This window comes from Elusimicrobiota bacterium, assembly GCA_026388155.1.
In the GTDB taxonomy this organism is placed as follows: Bacteria; Elusimicrobiota; Elusimicrobia; order Elusimicrobiales; family UBA9959; genus UBA9634.
On record JAPLKI010000010.1, the window covers coordinates 144,285 to 159,999 of the forward strand.

Here is a 15,715-nt window from a genome sequence, read left to right on the forward strand (position 1 = left end):
ACACCGCTATGCTCCTTCGTCGCGCCTTGCATCCGGCTCAAATATGGGCCTCCAAATATCCATATTATTCTGTCACGAGCCCTTAGGAGCGGAAGTTGAATTTCGGCGTATCCGGGATTTGTTCAGCTTCCGCTCCGTCTTTTTCCAAAGGGGGGACTAAAAGTGGTCCGGCGCGTAACACTGGCTGTTTTCCTGGGTAATCCGGGGCGTGAATACGAGGCAACCAGGCACAATATCGGGTTCATGCTGGGGGACCTGGCTGCTCAAAAACTGGCCCCGCAGTTTTTTTGTTCCGCAAAAAAAGGCGGGGGCTGGCGTGATTGGAGGGGGGCTGGGCTTTACCTTGAAGCCCGGCGAAACGGGCAAAAACTTTACCTTTTAAAACCCACCACTTTCATGAATGCTTCAGGAGAAGCCGCGCAAAGTCTGGCCGGTTTCTATAAAATTCCGCCGGAGGAAACACTGACTGTGTCCGACGATATATCCCTGCCGTTTGGCCGCTTGAGGGTGCGGGCCGGAGGCTCTTTCGGGGGGCATCGGGGAATATCCTCATTAATAACCGCGCTGGGCACTCAGGAATTTCCCCGCCTGCGCCTTGGGATCGGCCCAAGGCCCGCGCGCATGGACGCCAAGGATTTTGTGCTTGGAAAATTTTCAAAAGAGGAGGCGGTTTTACTGCCCGCTTTTCTGGGCAGGGCGCTTGAAGCCCTTGAGGCGATCATGGATCTGGGCACTGAAAGCGCCATGAACCGGTACAATAATGTTGGCGATACATCCATATCTTAAAATTTTTTTCGGCCTGGTGTTTTTGCTTTTGGGGCTGGGCTATGTGTATAAGCCGGAAATAATAGAGCGCTTAAACCGTCTGCTTAAAGAAACTCTGTTAAACGATTCATATGCCGCCCTTCACCGCAAGGAATTGGGGTTGCTGTTTGTACTCATGGGCATTCTGCTGTTGTATATGGGTTTCTCGCACCTGAACGGGTGATAGGGCCAAATTCCTCAAGCGGCCCCTGAGCGCCGCGAACGGAAAAATTCAACCCTATGGCCTTCAGCCGGCCAACTGAATCTTTATAGATAGAACGAAAAAAGCCTTCCGTTTTTGAAACGGGAGGCTTTTTTGTCTTAGGCGCAAATACGTCAACTGTTTTTTACCGGTTTTGGCTTCGCGGAGTTTGAGAGCATAAACAGCCACACCAGCTTGTCGGTTGAACGGAGCAGACGGCCCCAACTTTGCTCCAGTTTCGGAGTTTTGGGCAAAAGCTGGCGTTTGCCGTTTTCAGTATCGTACTTTTTTGTTATTTCTTCCCAGGTCATATACCCCCCCCTGCTATCTTCCCCTGAAAATATTATACAACAATCTTTAAGAACGTTCAGGGCCTTTTGGCCCAAATGTCAATAGGACTAAGGGGCAGTCGGGGGGGGCAGGTTACCGGTAACTGATTGCCGATTACTTAGGCTCTTCTCACCTGGCCGCAGTGTCCAGGATCAATTCAATATCCTTTTTTCTGAACAATACCGGCCTTTTGAGTTCGCCTTTTATATCCCCCGGCTTGAAAACTCCCAGCTCCCCGTGGGTGTTCAGGAACGCTTCCAGAAAAAGCGATTTTGTCAGCAGCTCCGGCAGTATCAGATTTTCAGAAGCCATCCTGAAATCGATCGGAAAAACCGGGTTGATGATTTTTGTAACGGCTACAGGCACCCCGCCCATGTTACGGGCCACCACAAAAAGCATGGTGTTTGGACGGGAAGCCGCCTCCGCCAGGCGCTCCGTTATTTCCACCCTTCCTCGAAGGTCGAAAGCCTGTTTAAGAAAATACGGATAGCCAAGCCGCACCATGGCAAAAAGCGCGGAGCCGGAGAGCAGCAGATAAAAAAATTTCTTCATAATACAGATTCTATAAAATAACCCCGGCTATAAACGAGATTCAAACCAACAACGACCCCCTCCTGTACCCGCCTTTTCCCTATACGCAACAATTTGTTAATAATCATTTAATATTCCTTTTATTGACTTCAACAGAGGGCTATATTAGACTCTATATGTAAGATTTATCAGGTCGCAATTATCAGCCTAATTGTGTTTTAGTCGCGGGCAACGCCAGGCCAGTGTCACTGCTTCTTCTCTACAGCTTATCCAACTGAGCACTTAGCGCGATTTAAAAGGAAACAGATATGGCAAACGAATACAGCGAACTTGAACAGCTTGTAAACGATGTTACCAGTCTTGATACGGCCCGCATGACGCTGCGCTGGGCGCTTGAACGCCTGAATTCCATTGAGAAAGAGAAAGCCGACCTGAAAAAAAACCTTGCTCTGGCTGAGGATTCCTCAAAACAGATGCAAATCAAACTGGGCACGCTTGAGGAATCTTTTAAGGGCCGTTCCAAATCTCTGGGGGAAAAAGAAAACTTTTACACTAAACTGGAAGCTACCATGTCGCTTCTGGGCGAGGGAAAACTGGATATACAGCAACTTTTAAAAAAAGAGGCCCGCCTGGATCAACTGAGACAGGGGCTGGAAAACGAATATCAGGACAAATTCGAGGAACTGGACCGCAATCAGAGATCTGTTATAGAACGCTGGAATGCCCGCCTGCTGGAGGTGGAAAGTCAGTACGCAGCCAGACTTAGCGAGTCGCAGAAAAAATACGACAACTTACGTTCAGACCTTGAGGCCGACTACCAGGGGCGGCTTTTGACCCTGCAAAAAAACTTCGGCGCCCGTGAACGTGAACTGACTGAAAGGATCAACCTGCTTGAAACCTCGGTGAAAGCGGGCGAACGCAACCTTGAAGACAGGAAAAGAGAGCTTGAAACTGAATTTTTAGCTAAAAAACGGGAAGTGGATGAAAATTACAGGAAACTTAAAAATATGCTGGAGCAGGGTTTGGACGAAAAACTGCGTTCCATGGATGCCGACCACGGTGGGCAGGTTAAATCCCTGGAACTTTCCTGGAAGACGGAGCGCAGCCGCCTTCTTGAAGAGCAGCGGGTGCGCGAAGAGCAGTTCGCCTCAGCCCAGTCCCGCATAAAGGAAGTTGAGAATTTACTGGCTTCGCAACAGGAAAGCCACCACGGAGAGCTTCTAAAGATAATAAACGAAAAAGAGGCGGCTTTCCGCGCCAAGCTGGAAGCCCTTGAAAGTGAAAAAGAGGCCTACTCCCGGACGGTTACAAAAATGCAGGAACAGATCGGGGTAAAAGAGACGCAGTGGGCCCGGGAAAGGGAAAAACTGAACGCGGAATTAGGCCAACGGATTCCCTTTAGCGACTCATCCGTTCGGGAACGCGCGGCCGTACTTGAAAAGGAGTATGCCGCCAAAAAAGGCGAGCTTGACAAGGTCGTGGCCGCCGTCAGACAGGAATTCGATGGCCAGTTGAAGTCCAGACTGGCATTTGAGCGTTTGAGCCAGGAGGAAGAAAAAAACAGGGCTAAAGACTCGCTATTGTTCGGGGAAGAGGCTCTTAAGAAAGCCGATGAAAAGATAAAAGAATTGGAAGCTGCGCTTTCCGTTTCAAAAAGCGAACATAACGGGGAGTTGATGGCGAAACTCGCCGCCGGCGAGACGGCTTTCATGGAAAAAATGGCTCAGGTTGAGGCGGAGAAAAAGGCCTATAACCAGACTATAGAAAGGCTTACAGGGGAACTGAGGGCAAAAGAAGAGGCGCTGCTGGCTGAAAAAGAGAAATTTTCAAAGCAGGCCTCAGATAAAGCGTCCGTTTATCAGGCGCAGCTTTCCGAAAAAGAAGGCATTTTCGATCTTGAAAGAATGGCGTTCGATGAGAAAATATCGAAGTTGAGAGCCGAGTTTTACGATAAAGAACGTGCCCTTGTGCTGGAGCGTGAGAACCTTTCAAACGCATTTTCCAAGGTATCAGTCGAGGCCAACGCCATGGTTGAGGAGCGGGTGGCCGCTATACGCGCTCAATATGAGGAGCGCAGGGCGGCGCTTGAGAAAGAATTTGAGGCTAAATTCGCCGATCGGATGAAAACTCTTGAATCTGAGAAAGCGCGCGTAGACGAAATGGCCGCGGTAAAAGAAGGACAGCTCAACCGCGCCTATGACAAAGTAAAGGCCCTTGAAAGAGAGATGGAGACTCTAAAAGCCGAGCATTCAAACGAGAAGGCCGGACTTGCTAAATCCCAGGAAGAGAAGCTCAAAGCTCTGGCGGCGAAGTTTGATATCGAACGCGCCGGTTATGCCAAGGAATCGTCTTTAAAAGAAGCTGCTTTAAAGGAGCAACTTGAGGCGGAAAAGAAGGCCTATAACCAGATTATAGAAAGGCTTAGAGGGGAACTGAGGGCAAAAGAAGAGGCGCTGCTGGCTGAAAAAGAGAAATTTTCAAAGCAAGCCTCAGATAAGGCGTCCGTTTATCAAGCGCAACTTTCTGAAAAAGAAGGCATTTTCGATCTTGAAAGAATGGCGTTCGATGAAAAAATATCGAAGTTGAGAGCCGAGCTTTCCGATAAAGAGCGTGCCCTTGTGCTGGAGCGTGAGAACCTTGCAAACGCGTTTTCCAAAGTATCAGTTGAAACCAACGCCATGGCGGAGGAGCGTGTGGCCGCCATACGCGCTCAATATGAAGAGCGCAGGGCGGCGCTTGAGAAAGAATTTGAGGTTAAATTCTCCGATCGGGCGAGAACTCTTGAATTTGAGAAAGCGCGCGCGAAAGAGCTGGCGGCCGCCGCGCAGGATAAAATCGTTGAATTCAAGAAAGAATGGGAAGTTGAAAGAAACTTGCTTATTTCCGCTTACGGCAAAAAACTGGTTTTCATGGAACAGGAACTTATAAAGGAGCAAAACAGCAACAAAGAGGAATTGGCTGCAATACAGGCGAATGTTTTAAGGGAAAGGGAACGCATGCGGGAAGAGATTAAGAAGTGCGACCGCTATGCGGAAACCGCGGATCTTAAAATCCAGAAACTTGAAGATGCGCTGATAGCCGGCCGGCAGGATGCCTCAACGGTCCTTATGGACCAAATAGCCTCCCAGGAAGAAAAATTCAAGGGCCTGCTTGAGGAACACCGCTCAAGACAGGGCGCTTTGGAGCGGGATTACGCGGTTAAGTTCGAGACCTCCAGAAAAGAGGCCGCTTCGCGGATAAAACAGCTTGAGGAAATGCTTTCGGCCAAAGAAAACCTGATGGCTGAAAGCGATAAATTATACTCCGCCAAACAAGCCGAGCTGGATAAACGCCGCGCGGAGCTTAACCTGCGCCTCAGCCGTATTAACGAGGAGATGTCCGCACAGAAACATGTGCTGGATGAGAAAGAAAAAGAGTTGAACGAACACCGGTTGGAACTGGAAAAGGAACATGCCGCTAAAATGGCTTCGGCCGAGAAACTTAAAGCCGAACTTACCAGAACTATACTAGAATACAAGAACAGGCCGTCTGAAGGCCATAGGCCCTGAGACGGCATCTGTGTAGGTATTGGAAATGACTATGGAAAAAGAAATACTTGTGACGTGCGTGCCGGTTGAAATGCTGGAACGGCTTAAGAAGCTTGCCAAAAAGCTGTGGGATGAGAGTAATCCGGTATCCGTGCGCCTGAACGTCATTTTAGATGAGTTCGAGCAGGAAACCAGGGTTTTGGATAATTTAGCGCAGGAGTATGAGGCTGATTATTCCATGCGGCATGAATTCGCGAAAAAAGAATATGAGGAAAAAATCGCCAGGATGGGGCGCGAGACCCATGAACTTAAAACCCGACTGGCCGGCCTTAAGAAGGAAGGCGAAGCGGATCGCGCGAAGATGGCCAAACTAAACTCGGTTCTAAGGAGCAAAGAGGCGGAGATAGACGCGATAAAGATTTCAGTTTCGGAAGACGAGGGCCGGCTGAATTCAAAATTTATCATAAAAATGCAGGAGCTGTACGATAAAGTGAACAAGAAGGAGCTTGAGATACTCGCGCGCTGGGAGGAAAAAAACCGGGACCTTGAAACTAAATTGCAGACTGCCGGAAGCGAAGCCGCTGAGCGGCTAAAGCAGTTAAAACTCAGGGCTAAGGCGCTGGAAGAAGATTTTAAGATGAGAAAGGCGAAGCTGAGCAAGACTTTCGGCACGGCGAGACTGGAGCTGGACGCCAAGGAAAAGGCAATAAGCGCCAGGGAGGAAAAGCTGGGTTCATCGGAGATCAAAGCTCAGCTGTCAGATCTTGAAAAAAAATGCGATGAGTACAGAGAAAAAATAGCCGAACTGACCTCGGCTCTGAGGCGCAAAGACGAGGAGATAGACGCTTTAAAGGTTTCCGCTTTGGAAAGCGAAGGACAGTCAAATTCAAAATTTGCCGCAAAAATGCAGGAGCTTTACGATAAGGTAAATAAGAAAGACCTTGAAATGCATGCGCGCTGGGAGGAGAAAAACCGCGAACTTGAAACCAAATCACAGGCCGCCGAAAACGAATACGCAGCGCGGCTGAAACAGTTGAAACTGAGGGGGAAGCTGCTTGAAGAAGATTTTAACATGAGAAAAGCCGAGCTTATTCAAACTTCCGAACGTATGCAGATTGAACTGGACGCCGGTAAAAAGGAAATAAGTGCGAGGGAACAAAAGTTGAATTCATCCAGGAAGAAGCCCGGGTCCGAGAAATGAGGTAATAGGGGAAGTAACCGGTAAAGTAAAAGGTAAGCGGTAAATTAAAAAATTTGCGCTATCCGGTATATTGCGTTTTGCGCTATTTGCTATTATGACTGAAAACGGCGAACTGAAAGATTTGCGGGAACGCCTTAAAGGGGAGGTCCACTCCCTGGCGCTGGACTCCTCCGCCGGCTGTTTGGCGGAGGCGGGCAGTCTATAAACCTCAGTAGTTACTATGAATCCATATATTTCCGCGGCTTTAGCCGAAATGGACAAGGTGGTGATTTCAAAACTTGAATATCCCGGACCTTGGGCGCTGGACCCGGCCTCCTGTTGTTTTTTAGCCGCTTTCATCCGCGCCGCCGGTTTCCGCAAAGTGCTTGAATTCGGCTCAGGCTTTTCTTCCCTTATGATAGCCCGTGAAATAGGCGCTTTTGAGGGCAACTATCTGCTTTCCATCGACGACTCCAAATACTATTCGGACATTGCGCGGGAAAGTTTTGAAAATTCCGGCGCGCAGGCCCGCGTGGAATTCCGCGTGGCGCGGCTTAGGCCGAAATTTTACGGTTCGCGGCTGCTGCTTTCTTACCGCCTGCCTAAAGGCCTGCTTGAGGCCCTGGGGCCTTTTGACCTGGTCCTGATAGACGCGCCGTATAACGGCTGCGGGCGCGAGGCCGTTTTTTATGACGCTTTCCCGGCTGTCAGTCCCGGCGGATATATAATACTTGACGATGCCAACAGAGAAGGTATGGAAAAGGCGAATGTGCGCAGCTGGCGGACCGCTTATGGGAGCGCCATAAGGCCGGTTCTGCTTGAAGGAATAGGCAATGGCCTTAATGTGATCGAGAAATTTGAGGATACGCGCCCCGCGCCCCTTCCGCTTGCAGAGTCGTTTTTAACCTCCCTTAAAACCCTGCGCAACATGGGCCGTCTGCTGCTGAGCCGGGGAAAAGAATCAGGTAAGAACGCATAGGGTTTGGAAGTCAGAGTAGAGTGAAAAAATGAGAGATATTGGCTATAACAAGCCAAGGCCGGTTTATAGCCTAAAATTTCCGGCCTGTTTGTCCGCTCCGCGTTAAAACGCTCAGCGGTTTCCCCAACATTTTGGGAACAAGTGAGGGGTTTACTGCTTTACCAGCTTTAACACCGGTATTTCCGCGGGAGCCAGCCAGCGCATGGGCGGACCCCAGGTTCCGGCGCCGGAAGTTACATAAAAAACGCTGTCTTTAAGCCGGTATAATCCGTAGAAGTATCTATAGAAGGCTTTTGTGAATATGTTGAACGGGAAGATCTGACCTTTGTGGGTGTGGCCGGAAAGCACAAGGTAATCGCCGGTTTCGGCCATCAGCTCGTAGTAAAGCGGCTGATGGCACATTACCACCGTAAATTTGCCGGTCTTATATTTTTCCAGCATGTTTTTCACATCGGTTTCGGAAAGATTTTCGTTGTGAATGTCGCCAAGGCCTATAAGGCGCAGGTCTTTTCCGCCAAACGGTCCGGCGGAAAGGTCGGAATAATCATTATGCAGTAATTTTATGCCGAAAGCTTTGTAGCAGTCTATGGCCTTGTCAAGGCCGTAATAATACTCGTGATTGCCAAGCGAGCCGAATAATCCCAGCCGGCTTTTGATCTTAGCGGTCAGTTCCCCAAGGCGCTCGGGGCTGGGCAGGCCCGGGTCTATAAGGTCGCCGGTTATCAGCACCAGATCCGGGGAGGCTGCGTTTATCCTTTCCACTACTTCCGCGAACTGGCGCAGTTTCCAGGCTGAATCTATGTGCGTGTCCGATATCTGCGCTATTTTAAAGCCTTCAAGCGCGGGCGGCAAATTTTTAACCGGCACGGTGATTTCTTTTATGTCCGGAATTTTAAAGCCGCCGTAAAAAGCCCAGGCCAGTATAAAAAACAGCGCTGCCAGAGTCAACTGTGTCAGGCGGTCGGGCGAAATAATACCGGGAGTCCGGCGCAGAGCCAGAACTGCCAGATCGGAGCAGGCAAATACAAAAGCCGCCGCCATTATTACTCCCATCCAGGCGTAACCGAGCGTGTAGAGCGGTTCCAGTCCGGGGCTTTGGAACTGCCGCTTCAGATACATTGTAAACGGGGAGAAAAAGGCCGCCAGCAGAAAGGCGATGCGCAGACAGGCGGCGCTGGACTGGCTTAACGAGAAACTTTTGGCCAGCCAGCGGGCGGCGTAGAAGTGCAGGCCGATATAGGAGACGATGAGCGTTACAAAAACCGGAAAGAAATGATGTTGTTTCATGCTGCTACTTCCGTAACCGGGAAATTGCGCTTTTGTACCGTCCGCGCATCAATGAAAGACAGCAGCAGCAGCGATTTTCGGGTTACTGAGCCACTCGTAAGTAATGTCCCCGTTGGAGGCTTGAATTTGAGATGAATGCGAGGCGCAACGAATGAGCATACCGGGGGTCTGTGAGTGAGGAGCAACGAAGCAGTCGCTCAAAGGCAAGCCTCCCTTTCCCTTTGGGAAAGGGCCGGGCGCTTTTGGGCTGCAACTGCGTCACTCGTCACTTACATAGCCCCGCTATGCGCGCTCCGCGTTCCTTGTTTCGCTCCAAAATCGTCCCGGCCAGCGCGGACTTTACTTACGAGTGGCTCAGTAGTGGACGCCACCGGCAGTTCTACCAGGATAAAAGTCCTTTTTACTGCTCATCCCAGTTGTTGCCTTTAACGTCCTGATGAGTGCAGTTGATCAGGGCAGTGCCCCATTCGTGTGACGCGGTGTCGTTAACATAGAGCCAGCCGCCGGTGTCGGTTACCGAGGTTGTGCTTGAGCCGACGGTTACCTGGCGGCTTTCCGGGTGGGACGTTCTCGGCAGCTTTACTGTAGGCAGGTTCTCCAGGTACTTTCTTGCTGCGACCAGAGAGTCAAGGTTGTCGGTGGGGAAGGCCAGAGTGTCGCCGTAGTATATGCCAAGGGCGGAGCGCAGGGTGGTAAGCCCGCCTTTGGTGGCGCCTTCTTTTGACTTATCAATAAGCCCGGTAAATTTTGGAAAGGCGATAGCGACAAGTATACCGATTATCGCAACGACTATCATCAGTTCTATAAGGGTAAAAGCGCTCTTTGTTTTCATGTTTTACAACCTTTGCCCGCCGTCGCGGGAAATTTAAGTTTCAGCGCCTGCGGGCGGTTATTTTTTCAGCTGATGTCACGGGTCCGAAGCTCGTCCTCAAAAAAGCGCGGCTGAAATAAAGAGAGCCGCTCGTTCCATTTTAAGCCCGCCTGGGACCGACTAGAATATTATATAAATATTTAAGCAGCTGTCAGCGTCCGGCGGCGCGGTTGTCCGGGTCCGCTTTATCGGGTGTAATTCAATGCAGCGGGAAAAATCTCTGATTGCGAGGCGTAATCTAGCCCGACCCTGGCGAGAGTCATTTGAAAAAGAGCTCATAATTTAATAAATTGTATATGGGGTCTGCTGAAAAAAATCAGCAGATCCCTGATTACAGCGGCCATAGAAATATTACAGAGATAATAAGTCGGCAAAAAATCACTGTAATCTCTCTTTAATTCTTGTAATCATGGTTCCTGCGGCTTTTAGTGACACCGGCCTGTGGCGCTGTCAGCGGCTGAGCAGGAACTACTTACGGAGGAAACCATGAGAGTGCATATAGTAGCCAGGAAACTGAAACTTACCGATACCATAAAGGATTTCATAGAGGCCAGGCTTTCAAAGCTGGGTGAATACCTTGATAACATTGTCTGGGCCCAGGCCATAGTCAGCGTGGAAAAGAAAATACACACGGCCGAGGTCATACTCCATGCCGGGCATCAGACCATGAAAGCAAGCGCCCAATCGGACGATTTGTATTCCGCCATAGACAAAGTGATGGCTAAAATCGAGATACAGGTGAAAAAATACAAGGAGCGCCATGCCCAGCACCGGGGGCCGGAAACCGATTACGGCGGGTTTACCACGCTGGTCGGCCCGGAGATCCGGTTCTCAGTGGTGAAAGATGTACCCATAAAACCGCAGGGCAGGGAAGACGCCGTGGCGGAAATGGAAAAGCTGGGATACAATTTCTGGCTTTTCCTGGACAAAGAATCAAAGCAGATGAGGGTGGTGTTCAAACGGCTTGACAGCACCTACGGCCTTTTGCAGCCAGTGAAAAAATAATGGCAGAAGTCTCCAAAAGCGCCCAGAAAATATTTACCGTCAGGGAATTGCTGCAGCACAGGGGCAAGATCCTGGGGCTGGAAGTGGTCGGCGGAGCTAAAAATCTTTCCCGCAATATACCCGTAAGCGAGATAAACCGCCCGGGGCTCGCTATCGCGGGCCACATGGAACGGTTCCGCTCCGAACGCATACAGATAATAGGCCAGGGTGAATACGCCTACTGCCTGAAGGAAGACCAGCGCCGGGTGCGCTCAAACCTTCAGAAGATGTTTTCGTTCTCCGATATCCCATGCCTGATAGTTACCGGCGGCCTGCGTCCCTTGCCCGTCATAAAAGCGGCCTGCGCGCGCGCGGGCGTGCCGTTGCTTACAAGCTCCTTCGACACCTCCTCTTTTATCCGGGAACTTACCATATTCCTCGACGATAAATTGGCGGCTGTAACTTACGCGCACGGGGTGCTGGTAAATGTTTACGGTCTGGGTGTGCTTATACAGGGCGACTCGGGCGTAGGCAAGTCGGAATGCGCGCTGGAGCTTTTAAAGAGGGGGCATGTCCTGGTAGCCGATGACGTAATAGAGATTAAAAGGCGCATCGGCTATATGCTGGTCGGCAATTCCCCGAAAAATATTAAGCACTATATGGAAGTGCGGGGGCTCGGCATTATAGATGTGGAACTTCTGTTCGGCGTGGGCTCCATAATGGATCAGTCCATAATAGAAATGCATGTGCATCTTGAATCTGTGGCCCCGGGAAGTCTTGCCAATTACGACCGCACGGGACTGGAGTCGCGCGAGATAACCCTGCTTGAAGTTCCCATGCCTTCATTGCGCCTGCCGGTCACGCCCGGCCGGAACCTGGCCGTGCTGATAGAGGTGGCGGCCTTGAACCAGCGACTCAAAAACCAGGGATATTTTGTGGCAAAAAAATTCAACGAAAGTCTTATAAAGCAAATGGCCAAAAAGTGAAAAAAAGACTGCCATAGGCAGAAAGGTTGCCATAAACTGTAAGGAAACTCCTGAAAAGCATACGGCATAAGGCGCATAGCCTATGGCGAAAAGACATAATACCATGAAACAAAAGAGAGCTGACGGTAAGATCTTTATTGTTACCGGCATGTCCGGCGCGGGCAAAAGCCAGGCGCTTAAATGCTTTGAAGACTTCGGATTCTACTGCGTTGATAATTTACCCATAGGGCTGATCCCTGAATTCTCGGAATTTATAAAAACACAGAAGCATTTCCGCTTCGTGGCGCTTGGCATAGACATGCGTGAAGGGCGGTTTTTCAAGGGCTTTACCCGCTCCCTGGCCGGCCTGAGCGCGCTTGGCCTGAACTACAAGGTTATTTTTCTCGATTCCACGGATGGGGCGCTTCTTCAGAGATTTTCGGAAACCCGCCACCGCCACCCTCTGGGTAAAAATGTGGCCGCCGCGATAAAAGTGGAGCGCAAGATCCTCTGTGAGCTTAAGGGCGGGGCGAACAAAGTAATAGACACCTCAAAGCTTACCTTGGGCGAGCTGAAAGAGATACTTTCCGGAATGCTTGAGCTTAAGCGTTCAAAGGAAATGAAGCTGTCCATTATCTCTTTCGGCTATAAATACGGCCTGCCGCTTGATGCGGACCTGGTTATGGATGTGCGTTTCCTGCCCAATCCCAACTACATTCCGGCCCTGAAGACAAAAACAGGGCTGAACGCGGCGGTGTGCGATTATATCAGTCGGCGTCCGGCTTTCCGGATTTTCCTGAAACAGTATCTGGCCCAGATAAATTTTTTGCTGCCATACTATATAAAAGAAGGCAAATCTTACCTGACCATAGCCATAGGCTGTACCGGCGGCCGCCACCGCAGCGTTTTTATAGCTGAACAGGTGGCCCGCTCACTTTCAAAAAGCGGTTTCTCGGTTTCCAAGTATCACAGGGATATCAGGAAGTAGAAGCTGCCATAAGCTTTAAGCCGTACGCCATAGGCTTGCTGAGGAAACTCCAAAAAGCTTATGGCCTAAAGCATATGGCATATGGCGATACGACCGGTTAACATATGATCAACATAGTCGTAATCACCCACGGGGAATTCGGCGCCTACCTGATAGAGGCGGCGGAAACTATCGTGGGCGTTCAGAATGAGGGTCTGAAAAATGTTTCCATTTCCCCAAGACTGTCGCTGGAAAGGGTTAACGCCCTGATAACCGAAGCTTCCGTGGAAATGGCTTCGGGCGACGGGCTGATTTTTCTTATAGATATGCCTGGCGGCACGCCAATGAATGTGACGCTTCCCATAGTGCGTGACATACCAAAAAGCGCGGTCATCTGCGGCGTGAATATAAACATGATGACCTCCGCTTTCGCCTACCGTAAAACGCTTGAGTTCGAGGCGCTGGTGAAGAAAATAATGGAAGACGGTAAAAAAGCCATCTGTGAAGTTAAAAGCCTGTTGCTCGGAACGTGAAAAAACAGGGGTTAGCGTATAGCGTAAAGGGTATCAGGGAAGGAATTTCCTACCCTAACCCCTAGTCTCTAGCCCCTAGCCGCTGCCCTTAATTATGCCCATAACTCTTTACCGCATAGACGACCGTCTGGTACACGGACAGGTGGTGGAAGCCTGGGTGCCGTACCTGCACGCGGGTGAAATAGCCGTTATTTCGGATGATATAGCGCACGATGCCATGCGACAGACTATAATGCGCTTTGCCGCGCCGGAAGGCGTGGGTCTGAAAATACTGCCTGTGGCGGAGGCTCCCGCTTACCTGTTGACGGCGGAAGCCTCCGCCTCCAACATGCTTGTGCTTTTACCCGGGCTTGCCGAGGCGGTGGATCTTATAAAAAAAGGCGTAAAAATAACCAAACTCAATGTGGGGGGTATGCATTACTCGGCGGGCAAGAACCTCTCCATAGGTAAGGCGATTTTCTTAAACGACGCCGATTGCGCGGCGCTTCGGTTCCTTTCCGATTCCAACGTTATTATAGAGGGCCGCGGCGTGCCTTCCGACAGCCCCTTGGACCTTATTGCGGCTATAGCAAGCTAGCGGCTAGAGTAGAGGGGGCAGGGGTTCAGGGAAGGAGTTCCTTATTTCTCTCTCCCCTCTGCCTTAAACGCTCGCCCCCATATGCTAAGTTCCATATGATTTTAATCTTAAAAGCCCTTATCTCAAGCGCGCTCGCCGGTCTGCTTGAACTTGACACCGTGCAGGCGGGGCAGTTCCTGTTGTCGCGTCCGGCCCTTGTGGGGCCGCTGCTGGGCGCCTTAAACGGGTGCGTTCTTGAAGGCGCGCGCCTTGGCGTTTTAATTGAACTCATTTATATTGACTTCATACCGGTGGGCGGGGTGGTGCCCCCGAACGGCGCTGTAGCCGCGGCGGTGGGAGTGCTCGCGCATGCCTGGGCGGGACTTGCCCCGTCGTTGGCTTTTTTTACGGGACTCTTTGCCGGAGGCTTATACTCTTTTGTGGAATATCATCTGCGCTCCTCACGCTCGCGCCGCAACAGTGTGATTGAAGCCGGGGTTAAGGCGGGCAGTGAACGGATGAATTACTGGGTCGCGGACGCTCTGCTTGGCGAAAGCGCGGCTGTTTCACTTTACGTTTTCCTTTTTTCCGGGGTGATTTTTTTAGCGGGACGATTTTTTAAGCTGGAAACTCTGACTCCCGCCATGAACTTCGCTTATTCGCTAATGCCCTGGCTGGGCCTAAGCGGGCTGTATTTCAGGTTCAGAGCGCAGATATATAAAAAGGGCAGCGGCTAGGGTAGTGACTCTGGCCTGTCGCGGGACTCTGTCGCCGTCCGCGACTAAGGGGATAGGGTTTAGGGTGCATACTAAATATAGCGAAACGAAGAACATATGAGCATGGAAACAGAAGAAAAAAAGTCACTGCCTTATACGCCAGCCGCCGGCCCCTATCCCCTGTTCTCTATATTCCTGCGCTCTTTCTTCATACAGGCGGGCTGGAATTACGAACGCAGTCAGAATGTGGGTTTTGCTTTTGCCCTGCTTCCGGCGCTCCGCAGGGTTTACGGTAATACTGCGAGTTTTTACTCGGCGCTTTTGCGGCATTTGGAGTTTTTCAATACCCAGCCTTACATGGCGGGTTTTGTTCTGGGCAATGTGGCAAAAATGGAGGAAAAACTGTCCGCAGGCACCGAAAATGAGGGGGACATACGCACGCTGACCGGAGTTAAGCAGGCGTTAGCGCAAAGCTTCGCGGCAATAGGCGACAGAATTTTCTGGGGCCGCCTCAAACCGATGACTATCCAGGTTTGCCTGATAGTGTGGACGCTTGGCGGTTTTTACGGGTGGCTATTAACCTCGCATCAGGAAACGCCTTCCCTTTGGCTGATCCTCGCGGGGCCGCTTTCTGGGGCCGCCGCCTATTCGGCCGTCGCCGTTTACTGGCGCTGGAAAGGCATAAAACTCGGGTTTGAATGCGGCGGGTCCTCAAGCTGCGGCCTTGAAGCCCTGAACTGGTCGCGCTTTATACGGCGCCTCAGCGTGGCAGGTTTCGCCTTTTCCCTGTTAATAACGCTGGCGGCCCTCGCCCTGTTTATAATTTTTAACTGCCTCAGGTGCTCAGGTTCCGGCCTCGTTCTTCGCCTTTGCCTGCCGGCGGGCGTTTTAATCTTGCACCGCATAGCGCGCAAATTCGGCTATTCTGTTTTTTTTGTAATCGGTCTGGTGCTTGCGGCTTCGCTATTTCTTTTTTTGGCGCTTAAACTAAAACCATTCAGTCTCTGCTTATGATTAAAAAGGACATTCGCATAATCAACGAACTAGGCATACACGCCCGGCCCGCCGGCATGCTTGCCAATACCGCTTCAAAATTCGCCTGCGAAGTGATGCTTATAAAAGACAAAATGGAAGTGAACTGCAAGAGCATTATGGGCATAATGACGCTCGCAGCGGGAAAGGATTCAACGCTTACCGTGGTGGCTAACGGCCGGGACGAAGCGGCCGCTATTGCGGCCATAGAGGAATTGTTCGCGAGGAAATTTGACGAGGACTAACAACGG

At 50.7% G+C, this 15,715-nt stretch carries 16 protein-coding genes and 1 pseudogene; 13 read left to right on the top strand and 4 right to left on the bottom strand.

The window, feature by feature from the left end; genetic code table 11:
• Window positions 1–162: 162 nt before the first annotated feature.
• Both pth and NTX59_03805 read left to right on the top strand, forming a co-directional pair.
• Window positions 163–786: an aminoacyl-tRNA hydrolase gene (pth, locus tag NTX59_03800; GenBank protein MCX5784791.1), complete on the top strand. Its 624-nt coding sequence runs from the start codon at window positions 163–165 to the stop codon at window positions 784–786.
• Window positions 761–988 carry a hypothetical protein gene (locus NTX59_03805; protein ID MCX5784792.1) on the top strand — a complete coding sequence of 76 codons (228 nt, stop codon included), beginning with the start codon at window positions 761–763 and terminating at the stop codon, window positions 986–988. Before pth ends, NTX59_03805 begins: the two co-directional genes overlap by 26 nt.
• Window positions 989–1,140: 152 nt before the next feature.
• Here the strand turns inward: NTX59_03805 and NTX59_03810 are convergent, their stop codons facing one another.
• Both NTX59_03810 and NTX59_03815 read right to left on the bottom strand, forming a co-directional pair.
• On the bottom strand, window positions 1,141–1,317 hold the full coding sequence (locus NTX59_03810; GenBank protein MCX5784793.1) for a hypothetical protein: 177 nt from the start codon (window positions 1,315–1,317) through the stop codon (window positions 1,141–1,143).
• Between the two features lie 148 nt (window positions 1,318–1,465).
• On the bottom strand, window positions 1,466–1,888 hold the full coding sequence (locus NTX59_03815) for a hypothetical protein (protein MCX5784794.1): 423 nt from the start codon (window positions 1,886–1,888) through the stop codon (window positions 1,466–1,468).
• A 287-nt stretch (window positions 1,889–2,175) separates the two neighbouring features.
• Between NTX59_03815 and NTX59_03820 the strand changes: the two genes are divergently transcribed.
• The 3 genes from NTX59_03820 to NTX59_03830 all read left to right on the top strand — a co-directional run bounded on the left by NTX59_03820 (window position 2,176) and on the right by NTX59_03830 (window position 7,553).
• Entirely contained in the window at window positions 2,176–5,415 is a 3,240-nt protein-coding gene (locus tag NTX59_03820) for a hypothetical protein (GenBank protein ID MCX5784795.1), read from the top strand.
• A 31-nt stretch (window positions 5,416–5,446) separates the two neighbouring features.
• On the top strand, window positions 5,447–6,595 hold the full coding sequence (locus tag NTX59_03825) for a hypothetical protein (protein ID MCX5784796.1): 1,149 nt from the start codon (window positions 5,447–5,449) through the stop codon (window positions 6,593–6,595).
• 220 nt (window positions 6,596–6,815) lie between these two features.
• On the top strand, window positions 6,816–7,553 hold the full coding sequence (locus tag NTX59_03830; protein ID MCX5784797.1) for a class I SAM-dependent methyltransferase: 738 nt from the start codon (window positions 6,816–6,818) through the stop codon (window positions 7,551–7,553).
• A gap of 150 nt (window positions 7,554–7,703) precedes the next feature.
• Here the strand turns inward: NTX59_03830 and NTX59_03835 are convergent, their stop codons facing one another.
• Entirely contained in the window at window positions 7,704–8,840 is a 1,137-nt protein-coding gene (locus tag NTX59_03835) for a metallophosphoesterase (GenBank protein MCX5784798.1), read from the bottom strand.
• Window positions 8,841–9,582: 742 nt separating this feature from the next.
• Window positions 9,583–9,672: pseudogene (locus NTX59_03840) on the bottom strand (prepilin-type N-terminal cleavage/methylation domain-containing protein).
• Between the two features lie 525 nt (window positions 9,673–10,197).
• On the opposite strand from NTX59_03840, the gene raiA reads away from it, so the two are divergent.
• From raiA to NTX59_03880, 8 genes are all read left to right on the top strand, one after another.
• A complete protein-coding gene (raiA, locus tag NTX59_03845) occupies window positions 10,198–10,716 on the top strand; it encodes a ribosome-associated translation inhibitor RaiA (GenBank protein MCX5784799.1) in 519 nt (172 codons plus the stop codon).
• Window positions 10,716–11,681, top strand: a complete 966-nt coding sequence (gene hprK, locus NTX59_03850; GenBank protein MCX5784800.1) for an HPr(Ser) kinase/phosphatase — start codon at window positions 10,716–10,718, stop codon at window positions 11,679–11,681. The genes raiA and hprK overlap by 1 nt, the downstream gene beginning before the upstream one ends.
• Before the next feature lie 103 nt (window positions 11,682–11,784).
• Complete coding sequence (rapZ, locus tag NTX59_03855; GenBank protein ID MCX5784801.1) at window positions 11,785–12,648, top strand: RNase adapter RapZ; 864 nt, start codon at window positions 11,785–11,787, stop codon at window positions 12,646–12,648.
• 104 nt (window positions 12,649–12,752) lie between these two features.
• On the top strand, window positions 12,753–13,160 hold the full coding sequence (locus NTX59_03860; protein MCX5784802.1) for a hypothetical protein: 408 nt from the start codon (window positions 12,753–12,755) through the stop codon (window positions 13,158–13,160).
• A gap of 94 nt (window positions 13,161–13,254) precedes the next feature.
• Window positions 13,255–13,737 carry a PTS sugar transporter subunit IIB gene (locus NTX59_03865; GenBank protein ID MCX5784803.1) on the top strand — a complete coding sequence of 161 codons (483 nt, stop codon included), beginning with the start codon at window positions 13,255–13,257 and terminating at the stop codon, window positions 13,735–13,737.
• 95 nt (window positions 13,738–13,832) lie between these two features.
• Window positions 13,833–14,453 (top strand): PTS sugar transporter subunit IIC, encoded by a 621-nt coding sequence (locus NTX59_03870; GenBank protein ID MCX5784804.1) that lies wholly within the window; start codon window positions 13,833–13,835, stop codon window positions 14,451–14,453.
• Between the two features lie 96 nt (window positions 14,454–14,549).
• Window positions 14,550–15,446, top strand: coding sequence for a PTS system mannose/fructose/sorbose family transporter subunit IID (locus NTX59_03875; GenBank protein ID MCX5784805.1), 897 nt, complete (start codon window positions 14,550–14,552; stop codon window positions 15,444–15,446).
• Window positions 15,443–15,709, top strand: a complete 267-nt coding sequence (locus NTX59_03880; GenBank protein ID MCX5784806.1) for an HPr family phosphocarrier protein — start codon at window positions 15,443–15,445, stop codon at window positions 15,707–15,709. The genes NTX59_03875 and NTX59_03880 overlap by 4 nt, the downstream gene beginning before the upstream one ends.
• Window positions 15,710–15,715 lie beyond the last annotated feature (6 nt).

What these genes read in the sequence shown, in the direction of transcription:
- rapZ (MCX5784801.1), top strand. Translation starts at nt 11,785, where the DNA reads ATGAAACAAAAGAGAGCTGACGGTAAGATCTTTATTGTTACCGGCATG.
- NTX59_03870 (MCX5784804.1), top strand. Translation starts at nt 13,833, where the DNA reads ATGATTTTAATCTTAAAAGCCCTTATCTCAAGCGCGCTCGCCGGTCTG.
- NTX59_03825 (MCX5784796.1), top strand. Translation starts at nt 5,447, where the DNA reads ATGGAAAAAGAAATACTTGTGACGTGCGTGCCGGTTGAAATGCTGGAA.
- NTX59_03875 (MCX5784805.1), top strand. Translation starts at nt 14,550, where the DNA reads ATGAGCATGGAAACAGAAGAAAAAAAGTCACTGCCTTATACGCCAGCC.
- NTX59_03810 (MCX5784793.1), bottom strand. Translation starts at nt 1,317, where the DNA reads ATGACCTGGGAAGAAATAACAAAAAAGTACGATACTGAAAACGGCAAA.
- hprK (MCX5784800.1), top strand. Translation starts at nt 10,716, where the DNA reads ATGGCAGAAGTCTCCAAAAGCGCCCAGAAAATATTTACCGTCAGGGAA.
- NTX59_03805 (MCX5784792.1), top strand. Translation starts at nt 761, where the DNA reads ATGTTGGCGATACATCCATATCTTAAAATTTTTTTCGGCCTGGTGTTT.
- NTX59_03865 (MCX5784803.1), top strand. Translation starts at nt 13,255, where the DNA reads ATGCCCATAACTCTTTACCGCATAGACGACCGTCTGGTACACGGACAG.
- NTX59_03880 (MCX5784806.1), top strand. Translation starts at nt 15,443, where the DNA reads ATGATTAAAAAGGACATTCGCATAATCAACGAACTAGGCATACACGCC.
- NTX59_03860 (MCX5784802.1), top strand. Translation starts at nt 12,753, where the DNA reads ATGATCAACATAGTCGTAATCACCCACGGGGAATTCGGCGCCTACCTG.
- NTX59_03835 (MCX5784798.1), bottom strand. Translation starts at nt 8,840, where the DNA reads ATGAAACAACATCATTTCTTTCCGGTTTTTGTAACGCTCATCGTCTCC.
- NTX59_03820 (MCX5784795.1), top strand. Translation starts at nt 2,176, where the DNA reads ATGGCAAACGAATACAGCGAACTTGAACAGCTTGTAAACGATGTTACC.
- raiA (MCX5784799.1), top strand. Translation starts at nt 10,198, where the DNA reads ATGAGAGTGCATATAGTAGCCAGGAAACTGAAACTTACCGATACCATA.
- NTX59_03815 (MCX5784794.1), bottom strand. Translation starts at nt 1,888, where the DNA reads ATGAAGAAATTTTTTTATCTGCTGCTCTCCGGCTCCGCGCTTTTTGCC.
- NTX59_03830 (MCX5784797.1), top strand. Translation starts at nt 6,816, where the DNA reads ATGAATCCATATATTTCCGCGGCTTTAGCCGAAATGGACAAGGTGGTG.